This window comes from Streptomyces sp. NPDC049577 (assembly GCF_040675635.1).
In the GTDB taxonomy this organism is placed as follows: domain Bacteria; phylum Actinomycetota; class Actinomycetes; order Streptomycetales; family Streptomycetaceae; genus Streptomyces.
In genome coordinates this window covers 1-4,951 of record NZ_JBFAPH010000410.1, presented here as the reverse complement: position 1 = coordinate 4,951, position 4,951 = coordinate 1, and the positions used below count along the sequence as shown (strand labels likewise).

Here is a 4,951-nt window from a genome sequence, read left to right as displayed (position 1 = left end):
GGGGTGGTGGTGCTGGGGCCGCCGGCGGCGACGTAGGCCGTGGCGGCGGCGACGGCGCCCTGGACGGCCTCGGCGGGCAGCGCGCCGTCGCCGAGGAGGGCGGCCGCGGTGGCGGCGAAGCAGTCGCCGGCGCCGCAGGTGTCGCCGCCGTGCCGGGCGGGGGCGGGGACGAGCAGCGGGCTCTCGCCCTGGGAGAGCAGCGCGCCGCGGGCGCCGAGCGTCACGGCCACGGAGACGGCCTGCCACTCCCGTACCAGCCGTGCCGCCCTGCGGGCCACGACGCCCAGGCCGGCGTCCGCCCCGTCGGCCCCGTCGGGCCCGTCGCCGCCGGTGAAGTGGCGGGCCTCGGCCGCGGCGGGCGTGACCAGGCGGGCGCCGGGCACGGGTGTCGTGCCGCGGGGGTGCGGGTCCCACACCAGGGCGGTGTGCGGTGCGCGGCGGGCCAGTTCGTCCCGCAGGACGTCGGCGCTGCCGCGGGCGTAGTCGGCGACCAGGACCGCCTGCGCGCCGGCCACGGCGCGCCGGGCGGCCTCGGTGGCGGCGGCCGCCCGGCCGGTGCCCCGGTCCAGGCGGACCACCGGGTGGCCGCCGGCCATGACCCGGGTCTTCTCGGGCAGTCCCCCGCCTTCGAGCGGCAGCGGGAGCAGGGTGACGACGCCGTCGAGGAGGGCGTGCAGGCGCCGGCTGGCGTCGTCGTCGCCCAGGGCGGTGACGAGGGTGACGGAGCGTCCGGTGCGGGCGGCCAGGCAGGCGGCCAGGGCCGCGCCGCCGGGGCGCGGGTGTTCGGCGCAGCCGTCCACCACGGGGACGGGGGCGTCGGGGGCCAGCCGGCCGGCGGTGCCGGTCAGATCGCGGTCCAGCAGCGCGTCGCCGATCACCAGCAGCGGTGTGCCCGTGCTCATGGCCAGGCCCCCTTCAGTCCTTCATGGGTGGCGGGTTGACGGCCAGGGCGGCGTCGAAGGCCTCGCACACCAGGTGCACGGCGACCAGGTGCAGCTCCTGGATGGTGGCGGTGGTGGCGGCCTGGACGCAGAGCCGCTCGTGGCCGGCGTCGGCGAGCGGGTTGGGGGCCGGGCCGGTCAGCGACCACACCTCGGCGCCCACCCGGTGCCCGGCCGCCGCGGCCGCCAGCAGATTGCCGCTCGCGCCGCTGGTGGAGAGCAGGATCAGCACGTCGCCGGGCCGGGCGTGGGCGCGTACCTGACGGGCGAACAGCTCCTGGGCGCCGTAGTCGTTGACGATCGCGGTGCAGCTGGAGGTGTCGGTGTGCAGGGCGATCGCGGAGAAGGGGGCCCGGTCCTCGCGGTAGCGCCCGACGAGTTCGGCGGTCAGGTGCTGGGCCTGGGCGGCGCTGCCCCCGTTGCCGGCGGCCAGCAGCCGGCCGCCGGAGGCCAGGCGGGCGGCCAGCCGGGTGCCCCAGCGGTGGGTGGTGGCGGTGTGTTCGGTGCGGAAGCGTTCCAGCGCGGCCAGCAGCCGGCCGCAGTGCTCCGTTCCGGCCGGACGGAGCCGGTCGGGGACCGGTGCGGCGGGGTCCGGGGTGCGGGGTGTCACATGTGCGGTCATGGCTGCCTCACCTGGCCCCGGAGGGGATCGGGTCGGTGGCGGTGACACGGGCGTAGACGGCCTCCACGCCGTCGGCCACGCGCTCCCACCGGTACTGGGACAGGGCCCGCAGCCGCCCGGCGTGCCCGTAGGCGCGCAGCCGCTCCGGGTCGGCGAGCAGGCCGCGGACGGCCGAGGCCAGCTGGACGGGGGCGCCGGGCGGGACAAGGAGACCGGTGCGGTGGTGGACGACGGTGTCGCGGTGGCCGCCCACGTCGGTGGCCACCACGGGGGTGCCGCAGGCCATGGCCTCCACGGGGACGATGCCGAACGGCTCGTACGCGGGGGTGCAGAGCACCACGTCGGCGCTGCGGATGAGCGCGGGCATCCGCAGGTGCGGTACGGAGCCCAGCAGATGGAAGCGTTCGGCGACGCCGAGGTGGTGGGCGAGGGCCAGCAGCCGCTGGGCCTCGGGGTCGGCGGCCAGCCGGTCGGCGGGCGGGCCGCCGGCGACGAGCAGTTCGGTGTCGGGGACGCGGGTCAGCGCGGTCAGCGCCACGTCGATGCCCTTGCGGGGCACGAGCCGGCCCACGGTCAGCAGCCGGTGGCGTTCGGTACGGGCCGGGGTGCGGGCGGCGGCACCCCGGGCGGTGAAGCGGGCGGTGTCCACGCCGCAGGGCACGATCTTGCAGCGCGCGGTCCGCAGTCCCATGCGGGCCAGTTCGCGGACCTCGTCCGAGCAGGTGGCGAGGATGGCCGCGCAGCTCTGGCCGATGCGCTGCTCGATGCCCAGGCGTTCGGGCGGGCTGGTGTCGGCGGCGCCCTGGTGGCGGCGCTTGACGGTGCCGAGGGCATGGTAGGTCTGCACGACTGGCACACCGAGTCCTTCCGCGCCGGCGAGGGCGGCCATGCCGGACATCCAGAAGTGGGCGTGCACCACGTCCGGGCGGGTCCGCCGCCAGGTGCCGGCCAGATGGCGGCCGAACTCCGGCATGTGGGGGAAGAGGTCGTCCTTGGCCAGCACCCGGGCGGGTCCGGCCGTGACATGCTCGACGACGGCCCCGGACGGCAGGGGCACCCGCTCCGGCAGGGCGGGGTCGTCCCGGCGGGTGTAGACGGTCACCTGGTGGCCGCGGTCGGCCAGCAGGTCCGCCAGCCGGGCGACGTAGACGTTCTGACCGCCCGCGTCCACTCCGCCGAGTGCGGCCAGCGGGCTGGCGTGCTCGGACACCATGGCGATCCTCATCGGGTGACCTCCTTGATCAGACGCTCCCAGTCGCCCAGGAACCGTCGCAGCCCGTACCGGGCCAGGGCCGCCTCGCGGGCCTTCCGGCCCGCCTCGCGGGCGCGGTCGGGGTCGGCGAGGAAGCCGCGGACGCCCTCCAGCAGGACGTCGAGCCGGTTGGAGACCACGCCCGCGCCGGCGGGCACGGCCTCGGCGACCTCCGTGGTGGCCAGGGCGACCACGGGCATGGCCAGGTGCATGGCCTCCAGCAGCGACAGGCCCAGCGAGGTCCAGCGCACCGGGTGCACGTAGACGCGGCGCTCGGCCATGGCGTGGTGGAGCCGCTCCTGCACGAGTTCGCGGCCCCGGCAGCGGGCGGGGGGCAGCCCGAGCCGGGCGGCGAGCTGTTCGGTGCGCATGCCGAAGACGTCCAGCGGCGCCGCCCCGGCGAAGTGGCGCAGCAGGTCGGTGCCGGTCGTCCGGCCGCGCCGCAGGGGCTCGTTGACGACGACGACCGCTCGGTCCAGGTGTCCGGTCCAGCGGGCACCGGGGTCGACGATGCCGTGTTCGATGACCGTGGTCGGCGTGGCGCCGCAGTCCCAGAAGAGCTGGTTGAAATGGGTGACGTGGACGACGGTCACGCCGGGGCGGCCGGCGGCGGGGTGCCGGGTGTCGGGCACCCGGCCGTGCGGCGCGTTGTGTTCGAGGTAGACGGCCGGCACGTCGACGCCGGGGCGCCTGCCCAGCCATCGGCGGGCGAGGTCGAACTCGTGGGGGCGCTGGAGGACGACGAGGTCGACATCGGTCTCGCGGAGCTGCTCGGGGGTGAGTTCGACGACGGAGTCCGGCCAGTCGAAGGTGGCGGCCCGGCCCAGGCCGTCCGGGCCGCGGTCGGGGGTGACGGGCACGAGGTAGGTGTGCGGGCCCCGGACGAACGACGTCGTCCACGAGCCGTGCACGTGCCACAGCAGGATTCTCACGCCCGCTCCTTCCCTTCGCCCGTCCGCTCGTTGCCGTCCAGGCCGGGGGTGCGGCCGGTGAGCTTCTCCACTGCCGCGACCACGTCCTCGGGCGACACCTCGTCGAGACAGGGGTGGCCGGGGACGGGGCAGACACGGGCGCGGCTGCCGGCGCAGGGGGCGCGCTGGTCCCCCAGCACGACGTGCGGCACCTTGTACGGGGCCCACAGCTGGGCCGGGACCACGGGGGCGAACAGGCTGACCACGGGGGTGCCGACGGCGGCGGCCAGATGGGCCGGGCCGGTGTTGCCGACGACCACGGCCCCGGCCCGGGCGAGGACGCCGGCCAGTTCGGCGGGGGTGGTGCGGCCGCCGAGGTCGACGGCGGTGCCGGCGGCGACCTCGGCCGTCAGCGCGCGCTCCCCGGGCCCGCCGGTCACCACGACCCGGTAGCCCGCCCGGTCGAGGGCGCGCACCGCCTGGGTGCACCGCTCGCGGCCCCACTGCCGGGCGGGCACCGCTGCCCCGGGGTGCACCACGACGTATCCGGGCGGGCCGGCCAGGTCGGGGGCGGGCAGGGGAATGTCGCGGACGGCCAGCCGTCCGTCGTCGCCGGGGGGCGGCGGGAAACCCGCGGCGGCGGCCAGGTCGGCGGCGGCGTCCGCCTCGTGGCGGTGCGGGGCCCGGCGGTGACGCAGGTCCAGCAGCGAGCCGGGGTAGTCGACGCTGTCGGCGGCGATGCGGCCCACGCCGGCCATGCGCAGCAGCAGGGCGGCGGGCAGCGGGTTCTGGTGGAAGGACGTCAGGACCAGGGCCTGGTCGGGGGCTTCGCGGGCGATGCGGTCGACGACGGCGTCGATGTCGGGGCGTGCGACCGGCGGGGGGGCGAAGCCCGCCCAGGGCGCCTCCCACTCGATCACCTCGTCGACGCCGGGCAGCAGCCGTGCCGCCGGGGCACCGCGGGGTGAGCAGAGCATCGTCGTGCGGTCCGCGCGCGCGGCGACCGCCCGGACGGCGGGACCGGCGAGCAGGACGTCCCCGAAGCTGTCGAGCCGTACCACCATGGCCTTCATGCGGCACCGCCTCCCCGCAGCAGGGCGGCCGGCGGGGGCGGCGGTACGGCGCGCGGCTCCGGGCCCAGCAGCAGACGCACCGCGCCGAGGAGGTCCGCGGCCCGTTCGGGGGCTGCGTCGGTCTCCTCGGGGCGGGTGAGGGGGGTGGGGAC

5 protein-coding genes are annotated in these 4,951 nt (G+C 77.5%); all 5 read right to left on the bottom strand.

Features of this window, described 5'->3' with window-relative positions:
- A partial coding sequence (locus AB0K09_RS29755) for a PfkB family carbohydrate kinase (RefSeq protein WP_366068515.1) occupies positions 1-902 on the bottom strand: 902 nt, incomplete at its 3' end.
- A gap of 13 nt (positions 903-915) precedes the next feature.
- Entirely contained in the window at positions 916-1,563 is a 648-nt protein-coding gene (locus AB0K09_RS29750) for an SIS domain-containing protein (RefSeq protein WP_366068514.1), read from the bottom strand.
- A gap of 7 nt (positions 1,564-1,570) precedes the next feature.
- Positions 1,571-2,788: a glycosyltransferase gene (locus tag AB0K09_RS29745; protein ID WP_366068513.1), complete on the bottom strand. Its 1,218-nt coding sequence runs from the start codon at positions 2,786-2,788 to the stop codon at positions 1,571-1,573.
- Complete coding sequence (locus AB0K09_RS29740; protein WP_366068512.1) at positions 2,785-3,747, bottom strand: glycosyltransferase; 963 nt, start codon at positions 3,745-3,747, stop codon at positions 2,785-2,787. Before AB0K09_RS29740 ends, AB0K09_RS29745 begins: the two co-directional genes overlap by 4 nt.
- Complete coding sequence (locus AB0K09_RS29735; RefSeq protein WP_366068511.1) at positions 3,744-4,799, bottom strand: glycosyltransferase family 9 protein; 1,056 nt, start codon at positions 4,797-4,799, stop codon at positions 3,744-3,746. The genes AB0K09_RS29740 and AB0K09_RS29735 overlap by 4 nt, the downstream gene beginning before the upstream one ends.
- Positions 4,800-4,951: the final 152 nt, after the last annotated feature.